Source organism: Nocardia sp. CA-129566 (assembly GCF_050956075.1).
Lineage (GTDB): Bacteria > Actinomycetota > Actinomycetes > Mycobacteriales > Mycobacteriaceae > Nocardia.
This window is the reverse complement of sequence record NZ_CP192085.1, coordinates 7,529,686-7,555,553: the sequence shown is the minus strand read 5'-3', so window position 1 is coordinate 7,555,553 and position 25,868 is coordinate 7,529,686. Positions and strand designations below refer to the sequence as shown.

Below are 25,868 nucleotides of genomic sequence, written 5' to 3'. Positions count from 1 at the left end.
AGTCCGTTGACGACAACCATCAAAATGATTGCGGGCCAGCAGTTTTCGACCTTCGAGGTCGGTGATCCCGCTACCGGACGTGCGGCGGGTAGCTACCCGCCGCCGCTCGCGCTCACAACCTTCGCCCGCGGCGCGGCCATCGACACCGTTGACGACCGGCTCGTTGCGGTGCTGCACGGAAGGACCCGCTGACCATGGCCACCGAGACCGAACATCGCCACATCGTGATCGTCGGGGCCGGCTTCGCCGGAATCGGTCTGGCGATAAAGCTGCGCGAAGCCGGATTCGACGATCTCGTCATTCTGGAACGTGCCGATGACCTCGGCGGCACCTGGCGCGCGAACACCTATCCGGGCTGTGCGTGCGATGTGCCATCGCATCTGTACAGCTACTCCTTCGCCCCGAATCCGAACTGGTCGCGCACCTACGGTCGACAGGAAGAGATCCTGGCCTACCTCCGATCGGTGGCGCAACGACACGATGTGGTGCGCCATATCCGCTACAACGCGGAGATGCTCGATGCCCGCTGGGACGATACCGAATCGCTGTGGCGCGTCAGCACCGTGAGCGCAGAGTTCACCGCGGATTTCGTGATCTCCGCGACCGGGGTTTTCAGCGAGGCGAAATACCCGTCGCTGCCCGGGTTGGAGACCTTCCAGGGCACGGCATTTCATTCGTTGCACTGGGATCATGAGCACGATCTGACGGGAGAGCGGGTCGCGGTGATCGGCACGGGCGCCTCGGCCGTCCAGTTCGTGCCGGAGATCCAGCCCAAGGTCGGCGCGCTCACCCTGTTCCAGCGCTCGGCGCCGTGGATCGTGCCGCGCATGGACCGCAGGACCCTCGGCCTGGAGCGGCAGCTGCTACGCCGACTGCCATTGGCGGGCAAGGCAATTCGAGGTGGCTTTTATACGCTGATCGAAGGTTTCGGGCTGATCGGGTTCGTGGACAACCGATTCCGCCACCCGTACGAACTGCTCGGCAAGTGGCAGCTGCGCCGTCAGGTCCGCGATCCGCGGTTGCGCAAGGTGCTGACTCCGGACTACATGATCGGCTGTAAACGCGCGATCTTCTCCGACGCCTACCTGCCCGCACTCGATCGCGACAATGTCGAGGTCGTCACCGATGGCATCGCCGAAGTGCGCGCGCACTCGATCGTGACACGGGGCGGTGTCGAGATTCCGGTCGACACCATTATCTACGGCACCGGATTCCAGCCTGTCTCGGCGGCTTTCGGGCGATTCACCGGGCGCGACGGCCTGACCATTGCCGAACTGTACGAGAAGCGTCCGCAAAGTTATCTCGGCAGTGCCCTGTCGGGCTTCCCGAACTTCTTCTTCACCCTCGGGCCCTTCGGAGCGGCCGGGAACCAATCGGCGATCTACATGATCGAGTCGCAGATCGCCTACATCGTGGACGCGGTGAAAACGATGCGGGCCGAAGGCGCACGCCGCGTCGAGGTACTGCCGCAGGCGCAGGAGGCGTTCCTCGACGAGATGGCCGAACGCAGCCGCTCGACGGTGTGGCTCACCGGCGGATGTCACAGCTACTACCGGACACCGGACGGCCACAATGCGGGCCTCTACCCGAACTGGAGTTTCGAATACCGCAGCCGCACAAGCCGATTCGATGCTGACGCCTATGAGGTGAGGGCCTGATGGATATCGGAGGGCTCAACCCCCTGCGCTGGATCGGCGGCCCGACATATGACGTGCGCGGCAAGGCGGTGCTGATCACGGGTGCCGGGCAGGGCATCGGCCTGGAACTGGCGAAGATCCTGTACGCCCGTGGGGCCTCGGTCGCGTTGGTGGACATCGATGCGAGGGCCGCCCGCGCTGCGGCGCAAGCACTGGGTGCTCGGGCGTGCGCGATCGCGGCCGACGTCGCGGATCGTGAGTCGATGGACAAGGCCACCGCGGCGGCGGTGGCCGGGTTCGGCCGCCTCGACGTGGTGGTCGCGAATGCGGGTGTGGTCCCGCGTCCGGCGACATTGCGGACCATCGACGGCAGCGATTTCGACCGTGTCATCGGCATCAATCTCACCGGTGTGTTCAATACGGTGCATCCCGCTCTCGACCATGTCATCGCCGCGAAAGGTCATGTGGTGGTGGTCTCGTCGGCGGCCGCCTTTGCGCCCGGTATGGGCGGTGCGCCGTACATGATCAGCAAGGCGGGCGTCGAGCAACTCGGGCGTGCGCTGCGGGTCGAACTGGCCGCGGTCGGTGCCACGGCGGGAGTGGCCTACTTCGGCGTTGTGGAGACGGCCATGACGCATGGCACCCTCGACGAGGACGAGTTGGGGCGCGCACTCGGGAACATGCTGCCCTGGCCGCTCAATGTGCGTATTACCGCTGCCGAGGCCGCCGAGACCATTGCCGACGGCATCGGTCGGCGGGCCGCGCGGACCATCGCCCCCAGCGGCTGGGAGCCGTATGCCCTGCTGCGCGGCGCGGTGAATGTGGTGCTGGACAACCGACTTGCCCGCGATGCCGGGGTGCAGGCGCTGGTCCGGGCGGTCGAGCAGCGCAACGGTCGGGCTTCATGAGCGCCGCTCGAGGATCGGTTCGCTCCCGGATATCTCGTCGGCTGGCGGGTATGACCGTTCGTCCCGCTACCGGTATCGCTCCGGTCGATCAGTACGGAGTTCGGGTTGCACGGCAACTGCTTTCCCACGCGCTGCAGGTGCTGTGCCCGCCATTGCGCGCAACGCTCGTCGAGCAGGTGCGCAACGTAGCGGTGCGGGGCGAGTGGGTGCGCGGGCCCAAGGCCACCCGCACCGACGCGGTGATCTTCTACATCCACGGCGGCGGGTTCTTCGCGGGCTCGCCCCGAACCCACCGCGGAGTGACTTCACGACTGTCCACTGCCACTCGACTGCCGGTGTTCAGCGTCAGCTATCGGTTGGCACCCGAATACCGGTTCCCGGCCGCGCCGGACGATGTGGCGAACGGGTACCGGTGGTTGATCGAGCAGGGCTACTCGCCGGACCGGATCGTCATCGCGGGTGATTCGGCGGGCGGGTTCCTGGCCATGGATCTGGTCATCGAGAACGCGCGTACCGATGCGCCGCAACCGGCGGCGGCTGTGTTGATTTCGCCGATGAACGATCTGAGCCTGGTGATCGCGGAAGAACACGAGCGGACCAGGCGAGATGCCTTCGTATCGGTTATGCGGGCGCGGTCGCTGGTCGAGTTGTACACCGGCGGTTGCGCCGATCCACGCCTGGAATTGCGTCCGGTGCGGGGAATGTCGTTGCCGCCGACGTTGATTCAGGTCGGCGACGCCGAGTTACTGACCGCGGACTCGATCGACCTCGCCGACCGGCTCGATAGCGCGGGCGCCCACTGCGAGTTGCAGGTGTGGCCGGATCAGATGCACGTATTCCATGCCCTGGCGGCCCTGGTTCCCGAGTCGCGCTCGGCATACCGCGCCGCCGCCCGGTTCATCACCACCAACCTCGACCCCGCCGACACTATCGCGGTCTGAGGCCGCCGAAAAAGGACGATAGCTATGGCGCGCAAGTACGCCCTCGACGAATCCGATGACACATTTCTCGCTACGGCCAGCCGCCGATACGTCCATGACGTCGATCTCTCGGCCCCGCCGGGGCGGGTGTGGAAAGCACTGTGCGCCGATGACGCTCTCGTGTCGTGGTCGCAGGTGATCACCCGAGTCGAGTGGACCTCCCCGCGCCCCTTCGGCGTGGACACCACGCGGGTGGTGACATTGGCGGGCGCGGTTCGGCTCGAGGAGCGGTTCTATCGCTGGAATGTCGATGAGCGCATGACATTTACCGTCGACGCGGCCTCCGTACCGGGGCTGCGCCGCTTCGCCGAGGACATCGCCCTCGAAAAGACCACTGGCGGTACGAGATTGACGTGGACATTCGCCTTGGAAGGTGAGCCGGTTCTCCGGCCGTTGCTGTGGCTGCTCGATCCGGCCAATCGCATCCTCACCTCGGGTATCGCGCGTGGCATCGGCCGACGTGTCGGGGAAAGCCCGGTCCCGCGCGAAGCCAGGAAGTAAGGAGGCGAAATGTATCTCACACAAGGCCTGCATCGAGCCTTCCGGCAGCACCCGGACGATGTCATGCTCATCTGTGGCGAGCGGACCACGACGTTTCGGCAGGTACACGATCGGGTGGCGCGATTGGCCGGTGCACTGCGCGGACTCGGTGTGGCAGACGGGGATCGGGTGGCGATCCTGGGGCTGAACTCCGACCGCTATGGCGAATATCTGCTCGCGGTGCCATGGGCGAATGCCGTTTTGAACCCGGTCAACATCCGATGGAGCCCCGCCGAGATCATCTACTCATTGGCGGACTCGCAGACCGCCGTGCTGTTCATCGACGATGCCTTCGCGCCGATGCTGCCAGCTCTGAAAGCTGGCCACCCGGAGCTGAAGACGGTGATCCATTACGGCGATGGTTCGACACCCGAGGGCGCGCTGTCCTATGAGGAACTCGTGGCGGCCACCGACCCTGTCGAGGACGCCCGCCGCGGCGGTGACGAACTGGCAGGGCTGTTCTATACCGGCGGGACCACCGGGTTCCCCAAGGGCGTCATGCTCAGCCACGCCAATCTGATCAATTCGACACTCGGTGCTCTCGCGACCGGATATCTGCCGCACCCGGGCGCGCGGTTCCTGCACGCCGCCCCGATGTTCCATCTCGCGGACCTCGCGGGCTGGACGGCGCAGGTAATGCTCGGCGGCGCGCACATCATCATTCCGATGTTCGAACCGGAGGCCGTATTGCAGGCCATCTCCGACCATCGGGCGACCGACACCCTGCTGGTACCGGTAATGATCCAGCTCGTCGTCGACCATCCCGCGCGCGTCGACTACGACCTGACCAGCATGGAACACATCCTCTACGGCGCCTCACCGATCTCGGAGACGGTGCTCGACCGCGCGATGAAGGCATTCTCGAGCGCTGGCTTCACCCAGTGCTACGGCATGACCGAGCTGGCTCCGGTGGCGACTCTGCTGGGTCCGCGGGATCACGAGAAGGGCCTGCTCCGTGCCGCCGGTCGAGCCGCACCGCATGTCGAGGTCCGCATTGTCGATGATCTCGGCAGTGAGGTGCCGCCTGGCACGGTCGGTGAGATCGTCGTGCGCGGCGCGAATGTCATGCTCGGCTACTGGAATCGTCCCGAGGACACCGCCGCGGCGGTTCGCGACGGTTGGATGCACACCGGTGACGGCGGATATATGGACGAGGACGGCTACGTATTCGTGGTCGACCGGATCAAGGACATGATCGTCAGCGGCGGCGAGAACGTCTATTCCGCCGAGGTGGAGAACGCGATCGCGACACATCCCGCCGTCGCCTCCTGCGCGGTCGTCGGTGTGCCCGACCCCGAATGGGGCGAGCGGGTGCACGCGGTGGTGATCTGCCAGCCGGGTGTCGAGGTCACCTTCGACGAGATCCGTGACCACACAAAGGCTCTCATCGCAGGCTACAAAGCGCCGCGCAGTCTCGAGCTCGTCACCGAGATGCCGATCTCGGGTGCGGGCAAGATCCTCAAACGCGAGCTGCGCAAGAAGTATTGGGGCGAGGATGCGCGCCAGGTGAACTGATCTCGAGCAGGAGATCGACCGGGCCGGACAGCGATGTGCGGCCCGGTCGATGGCGTGGTCGCTATAGGCGTGAATGTTCGGCGGTCACTGAGCCGACCTTCCGTACCGTGCGAGGATTGCGGCGCCGATCAGTTCGGCCGACCGGCACTCGAGATACCGCGGCGGCCGGTTGGCGGGGAAGAGTTGATCGCCTGCGCCGAGCACCGTCGGGAAGATCAACAGCCGGTACTCGTCGACGAGATCGTGGTCCATCAGCGACCCGACGATGCTGAGGCTGCCGGTGATGATCACGTCGCGCCGCTGGCTCTTGACAGCCGCGATCGGGTCGCCGTCGATGATCTGCGAATTCGACCACGCCGAGACATCGGTTCGGGTGCGTGAGGCGACCAGCTTCGGAATGGCGTTCATTCGGGCCGAAAACGGGTCGTCGCGTTCGGGCCAAATGTGTGAAAACAACTCCCATGTCCGGCGGCCCAGCAGCATCACGCCGTCGTCCATGATCTGCCCGAGCTGAAACTTATCGCCCGCGGCGGTCTGCGGGCCGTGCCGGAATGCCCAACCGCCGGTGGGTGTTCCCCCGCGTCCGTCCGGGTCGGTGACTCTTCCGTCGAGCGTCATGAACTCGATGACGATCACGCTCATGGTGACTGGTCCTTTCGAAGCGATCGATGTCTCACCGGTATGTACCGGCGACACCGGGCCAACTCATCGCGGCTGGCGCAGATCGCCCGCGGAAATCGTTTCCGGCAACCCGAACAGCGCGAACACTTCTCGATCGGCGAATACGACGTTGCGTGCTATGCGGCCACCGGTGACCGTGAAGACCTGCAGCGTGTGCAGGACATGACCGCCGCTCGGCTCCGGTGCGTAGGCGGCGAGCGCAGGTTGCCCGTTGGCAGACAGCTGCCGCATCCGCCAGTCGGTGCCGCGCATATCGAAGACGCGGCGCATGAACCGCCCGTAATCCTCGCTGCCGCGGTACCACAACGGCACCGGGGGCATCTCCAGCACCGCGTCGCGGGTCAACAGCCCAACCAACGCCGCGACGTCGGCGGCCTCGAAGGCGCGCAGGTACCGGTGAATCGCCGCCTGCACCTCGGGGTCGTCGGGTTCGGTGATCTCGTCGATGTCGGCCACATCAGCCAATGCCGTGCGAGCTCGCTGCAGGGCGCTGTTGACCGCGGCGACGGTCGTGCCCAGTTGTTCGGCGACCTCGGCGGCGGTGAATTCCAGCACCTCGCGCAGCACCAGCACGGCTCGTTGCCGCGGCGGCAGCACCTGCATCGCCGCCACCAGCGCCAACCGCAGATCCGACCGCGACCCCACGTCGAACCGCGCATCGGGAAACGGCTGTAACCAGGGGATATCCGCTGCCGGTGTGAGCGGCGCGCCGGGGTCGTCGGACGGCGCGTGCAACCCGGAAGGCAACGGCCGACGAGCCCGACCCTCGAGGGCGTTCAAGCATGCGTTCGTCGCGATCCGGTACAGCCAGGTCCGCACCGACGCCCGCGCACTGTCGTACCGGTCACGAGCCCGCCACGCGCGCAGCATCGTCTCCTGCACCAGATCTTCGGCCTCATGAACCGAACCCAACATCCGATAGCAATACGCCACCAGCTCACCCCGGTAAGGCTCCAACTCCACGCCCACATCCTTCACCGCGCGACCCGCTCAGGCGACGGCTATGTGGCCGTGCCTTTGTCCTGCCGGGCTGCCTTGCCATCGGAGGATTTCGAAGAAGACCCTGGCCTGTTGCTGGGCAAGCGCGTCACCGCCGCCTTCGTCAATGACGTTGATCTGCAGCTCTGTGCCCAACTCGTTGGTTCGCCGTTGCTGTCGGTGGAATTCGGCTCGGCTGGCCTGGTCCGGCAGCTAGAACAACCGCCACCCCGTGATCGGACGCTACACTCGCTCCGCCAATCCACTACCGCGAAATCTGCGGCCGAGGTGCAAAACACCGTGCTTTCCCGAAATCGCCTGGGTTTGTGGCTGACCCGGAATGATTTCTGCTCGGCTGGTGGTTGGCGGTGGCTCCCTGTGCGATTCGGTCTCGACTTGCTGAAAGGGTCTGGTCCTCGTGGGTGTTGGCGATCGGTACTTGGTCACGTCCCCTGAGCGTTGTCGTCCTCGTGGTTTGCTGCGGGATGTCGGGGATGTTGTCGCGACGGTGATCGTTGCCGTTCTCGCGGTTACGGTGGCCTCCGCTTCCGGTATTGCGGTCGCTGAACCAGCAGACCCCTTGACACGCTTTCATCAGCAACATCTCGACTGGCGTACGTGCGAGGATGCGGCCCTGGTTGCGGAGGGCGCGGCCTGTACGGATGTCGAGGTGCCACTCGATTACGGCAGGCCGGACGGGCCGAGCATCGCGATTGCGGTCTCGCGGATCCTGGCACGCGACACAGCACACCGTCGCGGTGTGCTGCTGACCAACTCGGGCGGACCGGGTACGCCGGGGATCGATGCATTCGATCTCGTCGGTGATGTTCTCGAACCGGATGTGCTGAGCCGCTATGACCTGATCGGATTCGACCCGCGTGGAGTCGCCAGCTCCGGGCGGCACCAGCGATGCGGATGGCCGGTCGCCACCCCGATCCGCTCGGCAGGTGTCGGGTTACCCGGATTCGTCACCGAAACAGTCCTGCAAGCACGGCTGGCCGCCGATTGCCTGGTGGGTGATCGGAACTGGATGCGGCAGCTCAGCACCCGCAACACCGCCCGCGACATGGACGTGATCCGTGCAGCACTGAGCGAGGACCGCATCAACTATTACGGCGTGTCCTACGGAACGTACCTGGGTGCGGTCTACTCCCAGTTGTTCCCCGGCCGATCTGATCGCATGGTGCTCGATAGTGCCATCGATCCGCAGCGCTACTGGCTTGGGCTGCAACAGGACTGGGGTCCGGCAGTGGAATCGGCCTTCGACGACTGGGCCGGCTGGGTCGCTGTTCGTGACCAGCAGTACCACCTCGGCGACTCCGCGCCCGAGGTACGTCGTGGAGTCGAGGACCTGATCGAGCGCGCATCGCTGTCGCCGATCGTGGTCGAGGGCTTCGGCTTCGATGATCATCTCCTGCCGAACGTGCTGTGGACGATGTTGCGTGACGCGCGATTGAACGAGGCCCTTGCGGCATCGGTACGGGCCATCGCCGACGCGGCCGAGGGACGCGCACCGCAGGTGCCCGAGCAGCTGCACCAGCAGATCGAGGCCGACAAGCAGGACGAAGATTCGGTCATGGTGCAGATCTGGTGTGCGGACGCACCGATGCCCGCCGACCCCGCCTGGTACTGGAACGCGATCGAGGCGGCCCGTCCGACCCAGCCGATCTTCGCCGCACTGGCCAACAACATTCAACCCTGTGCATTCTGGCCACCGCCCGTGGAACCACCCACTGTGGTCGACAACGCCGTGCCCGCACTGATCCTGCAGGCCACCGGCGACAACCGGACACCCTACCCACAAGCTATGGCACTGCATCAGCAAATGTCGGGGTCGCGCTTGATCACCTTGACCGACACCAGGATCCATATGGTGCTGCGTCCGGGTTTGAGCACCTGCATCCTCGACACCACCAACCACTACTTCGGCAACGGAACCTTCCCGGCACACGACCGCACCTGCTTGCCCACCACACCGATCGAGTAGGCCCGGATATCCGGGTCATGCAGCGTGATTCGTGCTGGTCGTCATCCTCACTCCAGATCGAGGCGCCGCGCCGACATGCCGGCTCCTCGGACATCAACAAGTAGGCCGTGTCGCCTTGGGCAAAGTCATAACTCCTCGTGCACGCTTACGGCGCTGATCGGATCGGCCACGGCCTGACACAGCCCTGACATGTCAACTGACACCGGCTTCGGTGTTCAGATACATCACGAGATCGCGGGGCAGGCCGTGGGTGTCGTGCAGATAGTGGTAGTCGTCGTCGGTCAAGGGTCCGGTGAAACGGCTGTGGGACAAGACCTTTCGTCCGCGCTGGAGCAGCAGGTCGAATTTGCGTTCCTCATCGAGCAGGATGGTGCGCACCTGGTGGGAGTGAACAGATTGCCGGAAGCGCCCGAGGGTGTGTTCCACAAGCTCGATCGGCAGGTCCGACAGGGTGCGGGTCGGATCGTCGTGCCACAGCGTGGTCAGCGTGCGGCGGATCAAACGGCGGAGTACATGACCGCGACCGGACGGGGATGGGGTGACCCGGTCGCCGAGGACAACGATGCTGGATCGCAGATGGTCCGACAGCAGTCGCAGCGACCGTTCGTCCAGCGGGCCCCAGATTCGAGGCAGGGTGGTCAGCCAGGGCTGGAATACGTCGATCTCGAAGACGGACTGCGTGTTCCGCAGGATTCGCACCAGCCGTTCCAAACCCAGGCCGGTGTCGATGCCGGGCCGGCGCATCGGTTCGAGGCTGCCGTCGGGATGCCGCACGTATCGCATCATGACGTGATTCCACACCTCCACCCACCGGTCATCGGATGTCGGCGTGCCCTGCGGCATGTCGTCTCCCGTCCAGACGAAGATCTCCGAATCGGGTCCGCAGAGTCCGGTGGGGCCGTTGGACCACCAGTTCTCGTCAGTGGTCGGTTCGACCGGTAAGCCCAGCTCATCCCACGTGCGCCACGACTCGTGGTCAGGCTCGACCAGTTCGTCACCGCCGAACACCGTGACGTATATCCGGCCGGGGTCGATGCCGAAGCCGTCGCGTAGCAGTTCAAATCCCCAACGCAGGCTCTGCGGGCCGCCGTAGTCGCCGAGTGACCAGGACCCGAGCATTTCGAACACGGTGAGGTGGGTGTCGTCACCGACCTCCTCGAGATCGGTGGTGCGCAGGCAGCGCTGCAGGCTGGTGAGTCGCTGGCCCAGCGGGTGGGGTCGGCCCATCAGATATGGGGTCAACGGGTGCATCCCGGAGGTGGTGAACAGCACCGGATCCCCCGGTGAGGGAATGAGCGATCCGCCCGTCGTGAGTTCATGCCCGCGTTCGCGGAAGAAGTCGAGGAAGGTCTGAATGGTCTGGTCTGTGGTGATCACGGTGGTTGCTCCATCGATGTGAAATCGACCGGAAGCGACCGCACATGGCAGGTCCGGCAACAAGACCGACGCACACCAGCGGACCGTTTCCGGTCGCCGGCATGGGAGAAGAGGTCAGGCGGCAGCGACCGGCGAGCTGAGAGCTCGTGCGGCCGCGGCAGCGATTCGTGAATTGACCTTCATGGCTGCACGGTAGCAACCAGGCCGTGCCAAGACGACCGATTTATCGGCTCTTCGACCGTCAGCGGGTTCGGGTTGTGGAGCGTTGGGCCCACCAACAGCGCGTGCAGTCGCGGTGCCGAGCGAGCAGGGAGATCAGCGCGTCCGGCAACTCACCCTGCTGGCGCGCCCTCACTCAACTACCACCTCTGCTGTCGCATCGAGCTGTGTCCCAGCGCACATCTACTTCGGCTGCGGAGTCCGATGGGATGGGAGCGGGCTGCGGTTGTTCCAATGGGTTCGTACGCCTCGTTCGGGGAAGCTCACGTCTCGCTGTACGAACCGGGCGATCCTGCCGTTCTACCTGCGGAAATGAGGAAGGTGCGAACCGAATATCTCAGGATTCGGTTCGCACCCTCACATCGGGGTCCCGGATGTCCCGGCATACGAACCGGGAAATCCTGGTCGAGGGGCAACAGATCGTGATCCGGCAGGTCGGGACTGTTGTGCGGTAAGTGCTGCGATCCGATGGGCGTTCACCGCAATTCTCAGGTGCGTAGGACGAATGCGTCGAGGAGGGTGTGGAGGCGGTTGTCGCAGGACGGATCGTCGTTTATCCACGCACGGATTTGATCCACAAAATCGTCGCTGCGCCTGGTGAGGTCCGCGTACCAAGTCGAGTTCCGGATCTTATCCGACCGATTCGCGACCGCGGTGGCACGGTCGGCGAGTGCGGAGGCCTGACGGCATATGGCGATGATCAGAATGCTCCGGATACCCTCGCGCAGTAGGGGATCGGCGTAGGGCGAAGCGATGGCGGCCCGATCGATATTTTCGAGTGGGCGGGGATCGTGGCGAGCGCGTGGCGCGTGGGGCTTGCCGTTCGGGCCGAATTCATCGGGGCTGCGGTGGCTGCCCTGTATCAGCCGCTCGACGGCGAGGATTGCCGTGCGGTGCAGGAAGGTCAGTTTCTTGTCCGCGGGCAGCGCGCCGCGCATGGCGTTGCCATCTGGTCCATTCGCGGCATCGAGATGCACAACGTAGCCGCGTTTGCTGCCCGGGTGCGGATCCGCCGCGGCGGCCGCATGAAAGGCTAGATGTCCGATGAAGGTGGTCTGCGGGTAGGCGGCGGCCAGCATCTCCTGGATGCTGCCTTTGAAGCCGGTGTCGACAAGATGGACTACGGAGCCGGGTGCGCCGATCGGTATGCCGTTGTCCAGGAAGTAGGTGGTGAGCCGATGCCAAGCCGCACTGGGATCGCCACCGCCGCCCGCCCGCCGGCGAAATGGCTCGATGCCCAGGAATCTCGCGTTGGTCCGGTGCTCGAGCGCGCACAGTGCACTGTGGACCAGCGACCGCGACAGGTACATCGGGACACAATGGGCCGCATAGAGTTCGGGTGCGAGTGCGGCGAACACGTGCCCGAAGGCAAAGCCGTCACGCCCCTGGAATACGACCGCCGCGCCGGGGTCGACCCGAGTCGCCGCAATGATTTCCGGCAACATATCGACCGCGACCTTGGTGATGAACGGCGCAAGGTACCGCTGTGCGACCGCGGCGGCATCGTGGAAGACGCGTGTGCGCTCGGGCGAGTCCAGGTCGAAAGCAGCGGCAAAGATGTTGTATGTCAACGGATCCAGTCCGAGCGGGGTGGTGTTCATCGCGTTACCAGCAGGCTCGTCGCCTCGGCGATCCTGGTTACCAGGATATGGATCGCGGCTGTTGTCTCCGGTGCGGCCGTACGGTTCTGCTCGATGGTTTCGATCAACTCGGCGAGCGCTTCGTGCACGACGTCGAGCGCGGCACTCATCAATCGAATGTTGATGTCCGGACGGTCGGGTCGCGGTGGTCTCGTAGCGAAAGGGCTCAGCGGTGATGCCGGGGTAGTAGGCCGGTAATTCGTGGGGGCCTGGTGGATCGGCGGTCGGTAGGAACCCGGAGCAATCGGAGGGGAACTGGGACGAGTCTGGTCGGGGGCGGGGACTCGTGTGTCGGAGCCCGGCGGGGGCGTTGCGCTGACCATGTGTTTCGGCATGGACGTAGAGTCGGTTCGATGGCTGATGTCCGGCAATCGTGTCCGGCGACCGCCTGCGCCGGACCGAATGCCCGGCGCCGGGTGAGCCGCGGTGATGTCCGGCGGTTTCGTCCGGCGCTGGCCGGTTGTTTCGGAGGTGGGTGTGACTCGTTCGGGAGGCGGCGCCCGGGCCCGCTTTCACGCGGCGGTCGATCGCGCCGTGCGCCACCTCGGGGGCGACCGGAGCGCCGCAGATCTCAGTGGAATCAGCAAAAGCGTGTGGTACGACGCCAAACGGGGGCGGGCGATTCCGGATCGGTCGACCACATGGCCCGCGATGCGTGCTGTCCTGGCCGGTATACCCGCAGCGGTCACCAAGGTGGAGGACTGGGACGAGCTGTACATGAGGGTTCTCACCGACAGCGGTCGTCCAGTGACCGCGCCGGTGAAGGACCGCCGCGAGCGGGCGTCGGCGGCGCCGCGCCAGTTGCCGCCCGGGGTGCGGGGATTCGTCGGGCGCGCCGACCAGCTTCGTCTCTTGGACGAGTTGCTGGCCGAGCCCGACGATGCCGGAATTGCGATGGCGGTGGTCACCGGGCGACCCGGTGTGGGGAAGACGGCGCTGGCTCTGCGCTGGGCAAGTCTGCGCGCCGGCAGGTTTTCCGATGGAATTCTCTACGCCGATCTTCGAGGGTGGAGTGTCGGTGGACCGGCGCGACCCGAGGAGGTCCTGCCCGGATGGCTGCGCGCCTTCGGCGTGGACCCGGCCACGGTCCCCGATGACCTGCACAGTCGTTCGGCATTCCTGCGGACTTTGTTGGATGGCAGGCAGGTTCTGATTGTGCTGGACAATGTCCGCGACGAAGACCAGGTGCGGCCGCTGTTGCCCGCCGCGTCGTCCTGTGCGGTGCTGGTGACGAGTCGGCGCGAGCTGACCGGGTTGGCGGTCCGCCACGGCGCCGAGGTCGTGCGTGTTCCGTGTCTGTCCGACGACGAGTCGCTGACCCTGCTGCGCGATTCACTCGGCGACCGGGTCACCTCGGGTGAGGAAAACACATCGACGTTGATCGCGAAATGCGCGGGGCTGCCGTTGACGCTTCGCATCGTCGCCGAGACGGTGAAGGCGCGGCCCGCGGTGCCGCTGGCCTCGTTCGTGGCCGACTTGGCCGACGATCGCCGACGACTCAGCGTTTTGGAGAACGAGGATCCTGGCTCCGATCCACGCACCGTCGTCTCGTGGTCGCACCACAAGTTGCGCGAAGATGTGGCAACGACTTTCGAACGGCTCGGTGTCGTCCCGGGCACCGGTGTCCATATCGATGCGGTCGCCGCAGTCGCGGGCGTGGACAGGGAGACCGCTGTCCGGCATCTGCGTGTACTAGACCGCGCGCACCTGGTCTCCCTGACCGACGACCGCCGGATCGAACTGCACGATCTCGTGCACCGGTATGCCGCCGAGGTCGCCGAGAGCCCAGCTCACGAAATGCCGACGGGCGTGGCGCGGCAACGGCTGTTCGAGTACTACCTGCACACGACCTCCCTGGCCGATGAACTCATCGAGCCGCTGCGCTACCGCCTCGAATTGCCCACGAGCACAGTCGAAGTGACATCGTTGGGCACATCGGAGGAGGCGTTGTCGTGGCTGGATACCGAACTGTCGACGATGGTCGCCCTGTGCGCGCAGGACTATCCGGCGCTCGATGCGGCTCGTTGGCAGCTGGCATTTCTGCTGCGCGGCTACTTCTTTCGCGTCAAGCGGCTGTACGAATGGGTCGGCAGCCATGAACACGCGGTGCGGGCCGCGGTCCGATCCGGTGACCAGCTGGGCGAGGCGATGACGCGCGCCAATCTCGGTGTGGCGTGGCACAAACGCGGCGACGACGACGCGGCTATGGCGCAATACCGTATCGCGCGTGGACTTTTCGAAAAACTCGGTGATATTCACGGGTTCGCGGGCACATTGGCGCACGAGGCGGCCGTGTGTCGTCGCCGCGGCGAGTTCGCCGAGGCGATACGACTGGACCTGGCGGCGCTCGAGATCTATCGCCAGGTCGGGACCCGTCGTAACATCGCGATAACCCTGCGCGGACTGGGGATGTCGGAATCGTCCCTGGGACATGCCGACTCCGCCGCCGAACATCTCGAGCAGTCGCGCGATCTGTCGCGTGAGTTGGGCATGCATATGGATGCGGCCCGGGCGGCGAACGGGCTCGGGTGGCTGTATCTGCGCGTTGGGCAAGCCAGGACGGCCGAGGAGGCGTTCGCCGACGCGATCGAATCCGACGCCCGATCCGGCGGCCGGTACGAGACGGCGATGGCGCTGCACGGGTTGGGCGCCGTCGCGCGATCACAGGGCCTGGGCGAGCAGGCCGCGCGGCACTGGACGCGGGCGTTGGCGATGCTGGAGGATATGGGCTCACCGCGCGCCGCCGAGGTGCGTGCCGATCTGGCCGGCCTGTCACCCGCATGAGGGGATCGCTCAGTCGGACTCCGCGAGACGCTGGGTGATCCATTCGTAGATCAGGTTCGCGATCCGCACATCGTGCGGCCCAGCGTCGCCGGTCTCGGCCGCATCGGCCAATCCCTCGTAAGCGTCCTGGGCGAGCGCCGCGGCCGCCTCGAGCTGCCCGTCGAGGTGATCGGCGAATGCCAGCGCGTAGGCCAGATAGCCACGCCCCACCAGGGTGCGCGGGTCTTCGTCACCGTAGGCGTCGGCGCGCTGCGCGTGCAGCGCCATTGCCGCTTCGATCAATTCGATCTCGTCGTCCACGCCGTCACCATCGAGGCGGACCCCATCGACACCGGTTGTCTCCGGCAGGTCGGCAGACTCGCGATCGGCGGCGGTGATACCGCGCGAGCGCCCCCGTATGAGGTTCGTCACCGTTCTTTTGGTGTCAGGGTGATCGGGGCCTTGATGCCGGAGACGCCGCAACAGCAGCGATTCGAAGGTGTCATTACCGTCGCTCATCGATCTCCTCTCGCAGGATCAGCAAGTTCTCCATGGCGTCCAGGGTCTCGGGATGTTCGGGCCCGAGCGTCTGTTCGCGCTGCCGGTAGACGGTGATGATCAGCGGCAAGGCCGACTCGTGGTCGCCCAGCGCCCGATAGCTCAGCCCGAGGCCTTGCAGCGCGTCCAAAGCGTCTCGGTCGTCGGGGCGGGCGATGCGACGCCAACGGTCACAGGCAAGAATCCACAGCCGGTGTGCGACCCTTCGATGGAAGTGCTTCTGCTGCGGTGAATCGCCGAGGTGGCCGCGCAAGACCGCGAGATTGTTCCAGGCGACTACCGTTTGACGGTGCGTGGGCCCGAGCTTCCGGTGGCGTCGCCGACCTCGGAAGACCCGCACCTGGGAATTGTATGCCTCGTCGTGGCGCCCCATTATGTGTTGCAGGACAGCGAGATTGTTGAGTGCGATCAATGTTTCGGATGCTTCTTCGCCGCATTCCGCGCTCAGCAGGTCGACCAGGCGACGTTTGAGGGTCGCCGCTGTCGTGTGCGCACCGGCGAACTCGTGGGCTACCGCCAGCCCGTTGAGTGCGACACAGTGGGTGTACACACCGACCACATCTATCGGGCAGGCGTCGTAGAGCAATTGGTAGATCTCCAGCGCTCGGCGGTCGAAGTCGATGAGGACCCGACCTGCCTCATTGAGCAGGTAGCGTTCGTCCTCGCCCACCAGCCAGCGATCGCCCGCCAGGCCGAATCCGGCGATGGTGCGAACGTGCGGAAGATACCTGCGGACCTGCGGGTGCCGTTCGCTCTCGTGGGTGTTCTCCACGGCCGCGGTGAGTTCGGTCAGGGCCGCGTCCCGGAACTGTTTGCGTCGGGTCGGTTGAACCAGCAGGCGGATCGCGCGTGTCACGAGTGCGTGCATCCGGTATTCCGAGCCGTCCGGTTCGAGCAGGGCGCGCGCGGTGGCGGTCGCGATGCCCGCGGTGAGATGCTGCTCGCCGGCGTCGCTCACCGAGGCAACGGTCGTGGCGAGCAAGGCGCGCGGGATCGGCGCCGCGGCGAATATGCCTGCCGCGCTCACCACATCCGAGCCGGCGCGGTCGAGCGATCGGAAGGACCGCGCCAGGGTGCGGCTGAACGGAACTGCGCAGCCGGCGGGCAGACCCGTTGCCCACTGCGCCCTTTCGAGTTCATCGGGTTCGGTGGAGGACAATTGCGTGAGCAGACCCGCGTACCCGGTGAAATCCTCGGTGGTGGTCAGTCCCGAGGCGATGGTCAGGCCGAGGGGATGCTCGCCCAACATCGACACGATCTCGCGGACCGCACCCGCCTCCGTCGGTTCGGCGCGCCGATAGGCGGTCAGCAGATCCGCACCGGAGCCGGGATCGAGCGGCCCCAACGCGACGGTCGCCGAGGCGAAACGTTCGGGATTGCGTGTGGTGACCAGTGTTCGGCCTGCCGCGGTGGGCGCGCACATCGCGAGAACGTCTTCCGGGTCCGCTGTTGTGGGGATGTCGTCGAGAATCCACAGATAGGGTTGCCCCAGCTGTTCGAGTCTCCCGACGACCTCCTGCGGTCCCGCGACCTCCAGCTTCTCGGCGATCGCGGCGAGGTGTTCCCGGTAGCGGCTCCACAGCGCGTACTGCGATTCGGAGACCGTGCTGTCGTAGCTGCCACCGAAGTCGAGTACGAAAACACCACCGGGATGGTCTCGCCCGAACACGCGCGCATAGTGCAGGCACACCGAGGTCTTCCCCTGTCCGCCCGCACCGGTCACCGACACCACGGGCAGTCCGCGATCCCGGTTGCGCTGTCGCGCGCGCAATCCGGAGTGGATGTCCCACAGCTCGGCGTATCGCCCACGGAAGAATCGCTCGGTCGGGCGTTCGCTTGGATACCAGGCCAACTTCGGCATCTGCGTCGGGGCATCCCCGAACACGCCGGTGTGGTCGCGTACGTTGGCGACGATCTTCTCCACCAGGACGGCGGGTGGCAGGCCCCCGAAGGGCAGCCGGTGGACGGTGAGTTGCTTGGGCCGCACATCATCGGGCGAGATGCCACGCGCGATCGTCATCACCCGCGAGGTGTCCCCATCATCGAGGTAGTCCGCGGCCAGCAACGCGACGTGCAATTCCTCGCGACAGTGTGGGCTGCGCGGGAAATTCTCGGTCATCAATGCGACCAGCGTGCGTGAGTGTGCCAGCGCGTCGGCGATCGAGGTCGACAGCGGCGCCCAGTCCTCGCCGGTGATGACATCCAGGAAGACCCGCATTCCACGTTTCACGAGTTCGGAGCGGAGATCGTCGGCGAAGCGGAAGTCTTCGAACTTGTAGCACAGGAATACGTGATAGAAATCGGGTGCGGGGTTGGTCATCGGACACGTGTGATGGGTGATAACGAACGACTTCGTGTGAGCGAGTTGATCCCGAGACGGCGCGGCACCGGGCAACTGTAAACCGCACCGATGTCTCGAGCCGCCCCGATCAGCATCACCCGATTCCGAGAATCAGGAAATCGTTGTGGAGAACGCCCAGTCGGTGATATCAATCGAGCAGGTGCACGACGGTAGCGATGGCGCCGACGAATGCGATGCCCAGATGCGCTACCACCCACAGATGTTCGAGCCTGATCCGGGAAAGCACCTTGTAATTGTTCTCGTGCTGCCTTCGGCTGGCCGACCAGTCCTCCTCTAGGCGCAGTGCGGGGTACAGGTCATCCAGTCTGCGCCGCAGGGCCTGCGCACCGTCCATATGCATCTTGAACCGCTCGAAGTACTTGGCGCAGATGACGGCGCCGAACAAACCGAGCAGGCATACCGCGAACGCGGCACTCGCCGTGACGTACCGATTGCCGTGCCCCACAGCCACATAGGTCATGCCGCCGACCGCGCCGATCACCACGACAATCGTCATGATCGCCCGGTGGTTCTCCGACTGCCTGCCTTGCGTGCGCTGCTCATGCCACATGCGCAGCAGAACCTCGGCGCCTGCCGCCGTGTCCGCGCCCAGATGGCTCGCCGATGAACCGTTGTCTTCGGCGACACGGGCATCGACGGCGGTTTTGTTGGTCGGATTCGCCGGCGTGGGCGCGATCCCCCACGGGGACATCTGCTCCTGTACCCGTTCCCATCTGAGCCGCCACGTGCCGATGTCGGCGCCGCACGCCTTGACGAAGGCTTCGGTCGTCTCCCAGGTCGGGAGGTGATCGCCACCGGCGGCCTCCGAGAGCGCCGTCCGCGATCGACCCGTCATACGGGCCATTTGCAGGTATTTCGGATCACCTGCCCCGGCGCGTAACTTGCGCAGCTCGGCGGCGAATGCCTGAACAGGTCCAGCCGAGGGGTCGAGCGGACGCTCCGGGCGCGGCATGCGCGATCCTCCAGGTGCCTGAGGGGTGTACCTCGAATTCTATCCCGCCCTGCCCGACGAGGATTCCGCCGTGGACCTCGCGCCATCGCGGTCGATCCCCGCCGAATTGTCCGTCGCGGGAGTCGGTTGTCCGCCGCCGCTGCTCGGACAACGTGCGCCTCGGTACACATGGAGCGGACAGCCCCATGCCGGGTCCCGGTCGGCGCCCACGAGGCCTCCGTATCCGAATCCTCATGGCGGACGGGCTGTACCGGAATCTATGTCAGGAGGGGCGCGAGGATGACACCACGTGCAAGACTGCTCAGTTGTTTCGAAATCCCGCCGAAAGGCCCGAGTCGGGAACGGGCCGCCAGCGATGTCGGTACGGAATCTCGTCCCCTGGGGTCGCTGAGCGATTTCATCCACGATGAAATCGGCGCGTACAACGACGCGATTCACAGCGGCAACCTCTCCGCGGAAGCTCTCTGGGACACGGTGACGGCTCACTTCACTCGGGATGCCGAAAAGGCTTGTCAGAGCTACCTCGATCCCACCTCGAGGGTGCCGCGACGGATAGCCTCCCTGGATTTGGCCTGGGCGGAAAGATCATTGAATATCGCATTCCAGGGAAGCGCCGAATACAAATCGCGACGAGATGGCAGCCGTTTCTTCCGCCGGGCGATCGAGTTGGCATCCATCGAAGGACGGCATCCCTTTCTGGCCTGGTCGGACATCGCGAGCCAGCACCCGATCGATGATCCTCGGACGTTTCTGGCCGCTGGGGAGGATCGCGACCAGGAGATACTCATGTACCGGATTCAGAACGGCATAGAAGCGGTATTCGAGCATATTCTGGGCTCGGTGCCCCGGCGCGGCGCGCCTGCCCGCGAGGTGCTCGGCTGGCTGGACAGCTGCGTCGGCGACCTCGACGCGGTGGTCGCTTCGATGATTCACCTCAGCCGAGTCCGGCGCATCGGCCAGTTCTACCGCCTCGACCGGTTTCTGAGCCCGCACGGGGAAGTGCGCGGTCACGGGACCGGCGCCTTCTCGATCTGGACGTTCGTCCTCGGGGTCTTTCTCTGCGAGAACACCAATCTGACGCAACGGATCACGGACCCGCGCAACTGGCCTGCATTCGACAGGGACGCCGACGTGTACGCGGCGCAGATCGCCGACGGCGCCTTGCGGACACTGCCGGCGATCGTCGCCCAGTACAGCGGAACGGGTCATGCCATCGAGATCGGTTTCTTCGCTGATCAGGTGCAGAAGAAGTTCACGCAGTTCTTGCAGAGCCATCGCGGGGCGATGCGCAAGCATTCGCCCACATCTTTCGCCTACCCGGCGCCTTCGGTTCCGCACGTGACGAATGCGCACGCGATCGATTCAGCCATCGATGACTGCCGACATGCCCGAGTCACCTAACCGAGAGGCAGCGGTATGAGGTTGCGGAATCTCTACCCCGGCATTGTGTCGGTGTCGATGGATCGCCATGAGAAGGCCGTCTTGCAGGATGTGAGCCGCGAGATAGAACCGGTGCTGCCGACTCTGGGCGAGGCGGAATTCTTGGATCTGATGGCAGTGGTCGGCATGTCACGGAGGGGAGATCTGCCGGCCATGTCCGACCTGTTGGCGCACCTGTCGGAACATCGGGGCGCAGCGGTCGTGGTATTCGAACTCGGCGCAGACACCACGGCTGCGGTCGGACCCACGCCCGACCACTATCACGGTGGGGGGATTCACAACCTCTACGCCGCCGATATCCTGCGCGGACTGATCGTCGGACTCGCCGGTTGGTACGGCTATGGGTACTCGACACAACAGCACGGCGTGGTGCACAACGACGTGATCCCCGTGAAAGAAATGGCCGATATACCGGAGGTCAGCGCTGCGGTCACCGAACTCGGATTGCATGTGGAGGATGCCTCGTTCAATCTGGGCGACGGACTCGATATCAGCCCCGACTTTCTGACATTGCATTTCTTCCGCAACGACGATCTGGTTCCGACGATACTGTCGATCCCCGATTGGTCCGACCTGGCGCCGCGCACGATGGACCTCTTACGCAAAGAGTGGTTCTTCAATCGCACCAACCCGGGACAGGGCGGCGCGGCCAACGATCCGTCCGTGTCGGTGGCGATCTGCTACGGGCCGAGCGGCAACCCTTGGATCCGGCTGAATACGGGGAATGTCGAGGTCGCGGCATATGAACCCAGGCATGCCACGGCTCTGCTGGAACTGGTCGAGAACATCAGGCGAAACAGGGTCGCGCTGCCGTTTCGGCCCGGTCAGGTGGTAGTGATCGACAATCGCCGCGTCCTGCACGGTAGGCGGGCATATCGAGTCGGCGCGGGACCGCGCTATGACGGCACGGACCGCTGGCAGCGTCGGCTCGCCTGCTGTCGAGACCCGGCGCGCCTGCGGCAATTCGAAATCCGTCCACGAGTCGTGGACCCCCGCATCCTGCTGGAAAGTGCGGCCGACAATTCGAGGCGAGGAGTAATTCGAACCGATGAGCGACACGCGGGATTTCCGGACCGCCACACGTAGCGAGCCGCGTCACAAAGACCTGTTGATCTCCTACGACCCGGCCGTCGAAGCGTCATATTTCGAGCACGACTTCGGGCTTTTCGTCCTAGAGGGCAGGATCGTCCAGGGGGAACCGAATGCCCACCCCTGGATCCTTTCGGTCCACGGCGCACGCGCCGATTACACCAAGGCTGATTTCGTAACCCTGGGCCTGCGTGACCGTGGCTATTCCACCCTCGGCATTAGCCTGTCCGGGCACAGCGCCGCGAGCGGGGTTCCGCTGCGCGAGACAACACTCGGGAGCAACATCGCCGAGGCCGAGGCGTTCTACTCCTATCTCGACACCACGCGAAAACGGAAGATAATCGCCTACAGCCTCGGTGGCACGCCCGCCGTAAAGGTGCTGGGCGCCCACTCCGACGAGGTGGACCGGATCGTGCTGTTCGGCCCGGGCATGTATGACACCCGGGCATACCTGGCGCCGTTCGGCAGGCCCTTCGGCAGTGTGATCCGAAGGCCCTTCAGCTATCTCGACAATGATCTGCTCCCGATTCTCCGGAAATACCGGGGCAGGCTGTTGCTCATCATGGGCGAATACGACGGCCTCGAGCCGACCGAGTTCGGGCTTCCGGCCGGCGGTGCGGTCGGGGAGATGACCATCGACGGGGTGAAACGGTATAGCCCCATCCCCCGAGAGGTCATCGACCTGATATACACCGCGGTTTCCCCGGCGAGACGCGGCATGATCGTGGTACCCGGCGCCGATCACGCGGTCGTGCCGTGGTTGCGCGGCCACCCCGAACAGGGCGCCGCCCTCCTGGACGAGATAGCCGACTTCCTCCGGGACTGATGGCCGGACGCGGCCTGTGCTCGGCTCGCGCGGTCGGTGGCTGTTCGTACCCGCGGGGTCGAGCCGGCGGAACGAGTTACGTCGTTTCGCGAGCCAGTCGGCGTGCTCGACGATCGCGTCCGCCTCCTCCCGGTCGGCCAGGAGATTGGCCACAGCTCGAGCCTTCGGACGGAGTCCGCGTCGTGAGCCGGTGGGGAGCATGTCGGTCAGCAGCGATTCGAGTGCGCTGCTCAATCGGCGCCGAGAAATCTTCGACTAATTCTCGCTGGATCACTCAATGAAACGAAGGCACTGATCGAGGAGTTGGCAGTGTGGGTAACGGTCACTGCCTCGAACTGGCTGGTGCCGGTCTTCCAGATCCCGATGGACGACAGGATCGACGGCGAAGAGTCGTTTGGTCATAGTGTGCGAACCACCCCAGGGGGTGGTTCGCACACTATGACATCGGGTGGCTGACGGGACTCGAACCCGCGACACCCAGGATCACAACCTGGTGCTCTACCAGCTGAACTACAGCCACCATGCTGGTTATGTACCAGCGCGGTAGATATTAGCGTGTTACCCCCGCCAGTCCCTAATCGGTTTCTGACGTGCCGTTTTGTGCGGCCGCGTCGGCGCCCTTCGCGGTACCGCTCAGTTCGTTCGCGATGGCGGCGATCTCGCCCGTCGACGGACCGGGGGTGGGGACGAAGGCGGTGCGTCGGTAGTACTCCAACTCGCGGATGGATTCCTTGATATCGGCGAGGGCGCGGTGGGTGAGCCCCTTCTCCGGCTGGCCGAAGTAGATGCGCGGGTACCAGCGGCGGCACAGCTCCTTGATCGAACTCACATCGATCATCCGGTAGTGCAGATGCGAATCGAGCGCGGGCATATCGCGGGCGATGAAGCCACGGTCGGTTGCGATCGAATTGCCCGCCAGCGGGACCGTGCCCGCGGTCGGGGCGTATTCGCGGATGTAGTCGAGTACCTGCTTCTCGGCGTCGGCGAGGGTGACGGTGGAGCGGCGCACCTCATCGGTGAGGCCGGAGCGCGCATGCATATCGGCGACCACCTGCGGCATGGCGGCTAGGGCCTCGTCATCGGCGTGGATGACGATATCCACGCCCTCACCGAGAATATTGAGGTCGCTGTCGGTCACGAGCGCGGCCACCTCGATCAGCTTGTCGCTGTCCAGGCGCAGGCCGGTCATCTCGCAATCCATCCACACCACGTATTTATCGGACACCCGAGCAACCTTAGCTGTGTTTATTGGTGCTGCCTTCGGCATCGGCGAATGCTCGCTCTCGCTTCGCGCGAAACCGGCGGTTGTGCCGGTGCCTTCTGCGTAAGAAGTGCACGTCACCAGCGGGTTGGTCCTGCTCGACCGCAGGGTCGGCGATAGAGTTTGCGAGAGATCGGCGTAGGCGTTTTCGGCACGACAGCTAACACTGCGGAAGCGGTGCGGAGTCAGACCAGACGGAGGACGCGCCATGAATACAGGGTCGCGGAGCGATTCGATCGGGGGCGGTGGTCGGGAGACGGGCGGGCCGACCCCTCAGGAGAAGGCGGCCGCGGCCAGGAAGGCAGCCGAGGAGGCGGCGCGCGTCGCGGCGGAGGCGGCCGCGGCGGCCGAAGCCGCCGAGCGCGAGTTGGCGGAACAGGAGGCGGCGGCCGCGACCGCCGATCCGAATGCGGCGCATGCGGTGGCGCAGGCCGGTGCCGTACAGTCGAGGGTCGCCGCGACGGCCGAGACCGCCGCCGCCAGTGCCGCGGCGGCCGCAACCGCGAACGCGGCCGCAGACGAAACCGCCAGGGCCGCCGAGCAATCCGTGGCCCAGCAGATCGCCGCCGGGTACGCGTTCGACGGAGTCGCGCTGGAGCTGGGCACCATTGTCGTCGACGGTGCCGTCGATTCGACTGCGCGCGTGCGGATTCCGATGCGCACCATGAACCGGCACGGCCTGGTCGCCGGTGCGACCGGTACCGGTAAGACGAAGACGTTGCAGGGTATCGCCGAACAGCTCTCCCGGGCCGGTGTGCCGGTGGTGCTCGCCGATATCAAGGGCGACCTGTCGGGGCTCGCGCAGCCGGGTCAGGCGAACGACAAGCTCAGCGCCAGGGCGGCCGAAACCGGTGCGGCGGACTGGGCGCCGGCCGGATTTCCGACCGAATTCGTCTCGCTGGGCACCGGCGGAGTCGGGGTGCCGATTCGCGCGACCATCACCGCATTCGGGCCGGTGTTGCTCAGTAAGGTGCTCGGCCTCAACGAGACCCAGGAATCCACGCTCGGGCTGATCTTCCACTGGGCCGATAAGGCGGGGCTGGGCCTATTGGATCTGAAGGATCTGCGTGCGGTTATCACCCATCTCACCAGTCCGGAGGGCAAGGAAGATCTCAAGGGCATCGGCGGGGTTTCGGCGGCGACCGCGGGTGTCATCCTGCGCGCGCTGGTGAATCTGGAAGCCGACGGCGGCGATACGTTCTTCGGCGAGCCGGAACTGGATCCGGCGGATCTGCTGCGCACCGCGGGCGGACAGGGTGTGATCACGCTGTTCGAACTCGGCGCCCAGGCGGCCCGGCCGGTGATGTTCTCCACCTTCCTGATGTGGGTGCTCGCCGATCTGTTCCAGACCCTGCCCGAGGTCGGCGACATCGAAAAGCCCAAGCTGGTCTTCATTTTCGATGAGGCGCATCTGTTGTTCGCGGATGCCTCCAAGGCATTCCTGGAGCAGGTGGAGCAGACGGTCAAGCTGATCCGGTCCAAGGGCGTGGGCGTATTCTTCTGCACCCAACTGCCCACCGATATCCCGAATCCGGTGCTCTCCCAATTGGGCGCGCGCATTCAGCACGCACTGCGCGCCTTCACCCCCGACGATCAGAAGGCGCTGTCCAAGACGGTGCGCACCTACCCGAAGACCGGGGTCTACGACCTGGAGAAGGCGCTCACCTCGCTGGGCACCGGTGAGGCGATCGTGACGGTGCTCTCGGAGCAGGGCGCCCCGACTCCCGTGGCCTGGGCCAGGATCGCGCCGCCGCGCTCACTGATGAACACCATCGGTGACGACCAGATCACATCACGAGCGCTGTCGAGCGCGCTGTCCGCCAAATACGGCCGGACCATCGACCGCGAATCGGCCTACGAGATCCTGGCCGCGAAAGTTGCTGCGGCACAACAAGAGATCGAGCCGGTTCCGGCACCCGGCCGCGCCCCGAAAGCGGAGGAGTCGGCGGCCGAGCGCATCATGAGGAATCCGGCGGTGAAGAGCTTCCTGCGTTCGGCCGCCACCGCCGCGGGGCGCGAGATCAGCCGCAGCATCTTCGGCACCCGTAAGCGTTGAGGGGCACCACCCGAATGAAAATCCGGACCCGCTGATCTGCCGTAGGCGGGTCCAGTCATTTTCGAGTAGCAGGTACTCGATACATCGTCGCTGGTCAGC

21 protein-coding genes and 1 tRNA gene are annotated in these 25,868 nt (G+C 65.3%); 12 read left to right on the top strand and 10 right to left on the bottom strand.

Annotation, left to right across the window (positions count from 1 at the left end):
- The first annotated feature begins 6 nt into the window (after positions 1-6).
- The 6 genes from ACQP0C_RS33455 to ACQP0C_RS33430 are packed head-to-tail and all read left to right on the top strand — an operon-like array spanning position 7 to position 5,580.
- Positions 7-192 carry a hypothetical protein gene (locus ACQP0C_RS33455; RefSeq protein ID WP_433726538.1) on the top strand — a complete coding sequence of 62 codons (186 nt, stop codon included), beginning with the start codon at positions 7-9 and terminating at the stop codon, positions 190-192.
- A gap of 2 nt (positions 193-194) precedes the next feature.
- A complete protein-coding gene (locus ACQP0C_RS33450) occupies positions 195-1,658 on the top strand; it encodes a flavin-containing monooxygenase (protein WP_433726536.1) in 1,464 nt (487 codons plus the stop codon).
- Positions 1,658-2,545 carry a short-chain dehydrogenase/reductase gene (locus ACQP0C_RS33445; RefSeq protein WP_433726534.1) on the top strand — a complete coding sequence of 296 codons (888 nt, stop codon included), beginning with the start codon at positions 1,658-1,660 and terminating at the stop codon, positions 2,543-2,545. Before ACQP0C_RS33450 ends, ACQP0C_RS33445 begins: the two co-directional genes overlap by 1 nt.
- A 50-nt stretch (positions 2,546-2,595) precedes the next feature.
- Entirely contained in the window at positions 2,596-3,486 is an 891-nt protein-coding gene (locus ACQP0C_RS33440; RefSeq protein ID WP_433726532.1) for an alpha/beta hydrolase, read from the top strand.
- A gap of 24 nt (positions 3,487-3,510) precedes the next feature.
- Positions 3,511-4,026 carry an SRPBCC family protein gene (locus tag ACQP0C_RS33435; RefSeq protein ID WP_433726530.1) on the top strand — a complete coding sequence of 172 codons (516 nt, stop codon included), beginning with the start codon at positions 3,511-3,513 and terminating at the stop codon, positions 4,024-4,026.
- Between the two features lie 9 nt (positions 4,027-4,035).
- On the top strand, positions 4,036-5,580 hold the full coding sequence (locus tag ACQP0C_RS33430) for an acyl-CoA synthetase (protein WP_433726528.1): 1,545 nt from the start codon (positions 4,036-4,038) through the stop codon (positions 5,578-5,580).
- A gap of 84 nt (positions 5,581-5,664) precedes the next feature.
- Here ACQP0C_RS33430 and ACQP0C_RS33425 read toward each other — a convergent pair whose 3' ends face one another.
- Entirely contained in the window at positions 5,665-6,222 is a 558-nt protein-coding gene (locus ACQP0C_RS33425) for a dihydrofolate reductase family protein (RefSeq protein ID WP_433726526.1), read from the bottom strand.
- A gap of 63 nt (positions 6,223-6,285) precedes the next feature.
- Positions 6,286-7,230 (bottom strand): sigma-70 family RNA polymerase sigma factor, encoded by a 945-nt coding sequence (locus ACQP0C_RS33420; RefSeq protein ID WP_433726524.1) that lies wholly within the window; start codon positions 7,228-7,230, stop codon positions 6,286-6,288.
- Positions 7,231-7,819: 589 nt separating this feature from the next.
- Between ACQP0C_RS33420 and ACQP0C_RS33415 the strand changes: the two genes are divergently transcribed.
- Positions 7,820-9,226 (top strand): alpha/beta fold hydrolase, encoded by a 1,407-nt coding sequence (locus tag ACQP0C_RS33415; protein ID WP_433726522.1) that lies wholly within the window; start codon positions 7,820-7,822, stop codon positions 9,224-9,226.
- Positions 9,227-9,418: 192 nt separating this feature from the next.
- Here the strand turns inward: ACQP0C_RS33415 and ACQP0C_RS33410 are convergent, their stop codons facing one another.
- The 3 genes from ACQP0C_RS33410 to ACQP0C_RS33400 form a co-directional block, all read right to left on the bottom strand.
- A complete protein-coding gene (locus ACQP0C_RS33410) occupies positions 9,419-10,603 on the bottom strand; it encodes an alanine--tRNA ligase-related protein (protein ID WP_433726520.1) in 1,185 nt (394 codons plus the stop codon).
- Between the two features lie 707 nt (positions 10,604-11,310).
- Positions 11,311-12,423 (bottom strand): hypothetical protein, encoded by a 1,113-nt coding sequence (locus ACQP0C_RS33405; protein WP_433726519.1) that lies wholly within the window; start codon positions 12,421-12,423, stop codon positions 11,311-11,313.
- Positions 12,420-12,572 carry a hypothetical protein gene (locus ACQP0C_RS33400; RefSeq protein WP_433726517.1) on the bottom strand — a complete coding sequence of 51 codons (153 nt, stop codon included), beginning with the start codon at positions 12,570-12,572 and terminating at the stop codon, positions 12,420-12,422. The genes ACQP0C_RS33405 and ACQP0C_RS33400 overlap by 4 nt, the downstream gene beginning before the upstream one ends.
- A 367-nt stretch (positions 12,573-12,939) precedes the next feature.
- On the opposite strand from ACQP0C_RS33400, the gene ACQP0C_RS33395 reads away from it, so the two are divergent.
- The gene (locus ACQP0C_RS33395) at positions 12,940-15,246 is read left to right on the top strand and encodes a tetratricopeptide repeat protein (RefSeq protein WP_433726515.1); all 2,307 of its coding nucleotides are present in this window, start codon (positions 12,940-12,942) and stop codon (positions 15,244-15,246) included.
- Between the two features lie 9 nt (positions 15,247-15,255).
- On the opposite strand, the gene ACQP0C_RS33390 is transcribed toward ACQP0C_RS33395, so the two are convergent.
- The 3 genes from ACQP0C_RS33390 to ACQP0C_RS33380 form a co-directional block, all read right to left on the bottom strand.
- Positions 15,256-15,744, bottom strand: coding sequence for a hypothetical protein (locus ACQP0C_RS33390; protein ID WP_433726513.1), 489 nt, complete (start codon positions 15,742-15,744; stop codon positions 15,256-15,258).
- Positions 15,731-18,103, bottom strand: coding sequence for a tetratricopeptide repeat protein (locus ACQP0C_RS33385; protein ID WP_433726511.1), 2,373 nt, complete (start codon positions 18,101-18,103; stop codon positions 15,731-15,733). The genes ACQP0C_RS33390 and ACQP0C_RS33385 overlap by 14 nt, the downstream gene beginning before the upstream one ends.
- Positions 18,104-18,272: 169 nt before the next feature.
- Positions 18,273-19,097, bottom strand: coding sequence for a helix-turn-helix domain-containing protein (locus ACQP0C_RS33380; RefSeq protein WP_433726509.1), 825 nt, complete (start codon positions 19,095-19,097; stop codon positions 18,273-18,275).
- A 588-nt stretch (positions 19,098-19,685) separates the two neighbouring features.
- Between ACQP0C_RS33380 and ACQP0C_RS33375 the strand changes: the two genes are divergently transcribed.
- The 3 genes from ACQP0C_RS33375 to ACQP0C_RS33365 are packed head-to-tail and all read left to right on the top strand — an operon-like array spanning position 19,686 to position 22,452.
- Positions 19,686-20,498 carry a hypothetical protein gene (locus tag ACQP0C_RS33375; RefSeq protein WP_433726507.1) on the top strand — a complete coding sequence of 271 codons (813 nt, stop codon included), beginning with the start codon at positions 19,686-19,688 and terminating at the stop codon, positions 20,496-20,498.
- Positions 20,499-20,513: 15 nt separating this feature from the next.
- Positions 20,514-21,623 (top strand): TauD/TfdA family dioxygenase, encoded by a 1,110-nt coding sequence (locus tag ACQP0C_RS33370; RefSeq protein ID WP_433726505.1) that lies wholly within the window; start codon positions 20,514-20,516, stop codon positions 21,621-21,623.
- Entirely contained in the window at positions 21,586-22,452 is an 867-nt protein-coding gene (locus tag ACQP0C_RS33365) for an alpha/beta hydrolase (RefSeq protein ID WP_433726503.1), read from the top strand. The genes ACQP0C_RS33370 and ACQP0C_RS33365 overlap by 38 nt, the downstream gene beginning before the upstream one ends.
- Positions 22,453-22,899: 447 nt before the next feature.
- Here the strand turns inward: ACQP0C_RS33365 and ACQP0C_RS33360 are convergent.
- Positions 22,900-22,972, bottom strand: a tRNA-His gene (locus ACQP0C_RS33360).
- Between the two features lie 54 nt (positions 22,973-23,026).
- Complete coding sequence (gene orn / locus ACQP0C_RS33355) at positions 23,027-23,677, bottom strand: oligoribonuclease (protein WP_433726501.1); 651 nt, start codon at positions 23,675-23,677, stop codon at positions 23,027-23,029.
- A gap of 244 nt (positions 23,678-23,921) precedes the next feature.
- Here orn and ACQP0C_RS33350 point away from each other — a divergent pair, with 244 nt between their 5' ends.
- Positions 23,922-25,769 (top strand): helicase HerA-like domain-containing protein, encoded by a 1,848-nt coding sequence (locus ACQP0C_RS33350; RefSeq protein ID WP_433726499.1) that lies wholly within the window; start codon positions 23,922-23,924, stop codon positions 25,767-25,769.
- Positions 25,770-25,868: the final 99 nt, after the last annotated feature.

Bases quoted from the DNA above. Each gene is read 5' to 3' on its own strand.
- ACQP0C_RS33450 (WP_433726536.1), top strand. From the start codon at position 195: ATGGCCACCGAGACCGAACATCGCCACATCGTGATCGTCGGGGCCGGC.
- ACQP0C_RS33445 (WP_433726534.1), top strand. From the start codon at position 1,658: ATGGATATCGGAGGGCTCAACCCCCTGCGCTGGATCGGCGGCCCGACA.
- ACQP0C_RS33440 (WP_433726532.1), top strand. From the start codon at position 2,596: ATGACCGTTCGTCCCGCTACCGGTATCGCTCCGGTCGATCAGTACGGA.
- ACQP0C_RS33435 (WP_433726530.1), top strand. From the start codon at position 3,511: ATGGCGCGCAAGTACGCCCTCGACGAATCCGATGACACATTTCTCGCT.
- ACQP0C_RS33430 (WP_433726528.1), top strand. From the start codon at position 4,036: ATGTATCTCACACAAGGCCTGCATCGAGCCTTCCGGCAGCACCCGGAC.
- ACQP0C_RS33425 (WP_433726526.1), bottom strand. From the start codon at position 6,222: ATGAGCGTGATCGTCATCGAGTTCATGACGCTCGACGGAAGAGTCACC.
- ACQP0C_RS33405 (WP_433726519.1), bottom strand. From the start codon at position 12,423: ATGAACACCACCCCGCTCGGACTGGATCCGTTGACATACAACATCTTT.
- ACQP0C_RS33400 (WP_433726517.1), bottom strand. From the start codon at position 12,572: ATGAGTGCCGCGCTCGACGTCGTGCACGAAGCGCTCGCCGAGTTGATC.
- ACQP0C_RS33390 (WP_433726513.1), bottom strand. From the start codon at position 15,744: ATGAGCGACGGTAATGACACCTTCGAATCGCTGCTGTTGCGGCGTCTC.
- ACQP0C_RS33385 (WP_433726511.1), bottom strand. From the start codon at position 18,103: ATGACCAACCCCGCACCCGATTTCTATCACGTATTCCTGTGCTACAAG.
- ACQP0C_RS33380 (WP_433726509.1), bottom strand. From the start codon at position 19,097: ATGCCGCGCCCGGAGCGTCCGCTCGACCCCTCGGCTGGACCTGTTCAG.
- ACQP0C_RS33370 (WP_433726505.1), top strand. From the start codon at position 20,514: ATGAGGTTGCGGAATCTCTACCCCGGCATTGTGTCGGTGTCGATGGAT.
- ACQP0C_RS33365 (WP_433726503.1), top strand. From the start codon at position 21,586: ATGAGCGACACGCGGGATTTCCGGACCGCCACACGTAGCGAGCCGCGT.
- ACQP0C_RS33350 (WP_433726499.1), top strand. From the start codon at position 23,922: ATGAATACAGGGTCGCGGAGCGATTCGATCGGGGGCGGTGGTCGGGAG.